The 461-nt window shown below is 62.3% G+C and carries 1 protein-coding gene; it reads left to right on the forward strand.

All coding sequences use genetic code 11. The features are described 5' to 3' along the window. Positions 1-461, forward strand: a 461-nt coding sequence (locus tag AC1D0P_RS29245; RefSeq protein ID WP_477679937.1) for a pyridoxal-phosphate dependent enzyme, incomplete at both ends; no start/stop codon positions are given.

Raw genomic sequence — 461 nt, forward strand, 5'->3', positions numbered from 1 at the left:
ATCCTGATGACGCGGCTGATGGGTGCTGACAGCCGCCTGGTCGATGACGGCTTCGACATCGGCATCCGCAAGAGCTGGGAAGACGCCATCCAATCGGTGAAGGATGCCGGCGGCAAACCCTATCCGATCCCGGCCGGCGCCTCGGTGCATAAATTTGGTGCGCTCGGCTATATCGGCTTCGCCGAAGAGGTGGCGGCGCAGGAGAAGGAACTGGGCTTCACCTTCGACTATATCATTGTCTGCGTCGTCACCGGTTCTACACAGGGCGGCATGATCGTCGGCTTTGCCGCCCAGAACCGGGCCGAGCGGGTGATCGGCATCGATGCGTCGGGCACGCTTGACCAGACGCGCGCCCAGGTCCGCAACATCGTCGATTCCACCGCAGAATTGGTCGGCCTTGGCCGGGCGATCCGCGACAACGAAATCGTCATCAACCCGGACTATGCCTATCCGGCCTATGG

This window comes from Polaromonas sp. P1_G2 (genome assembly GCF_056405515.1).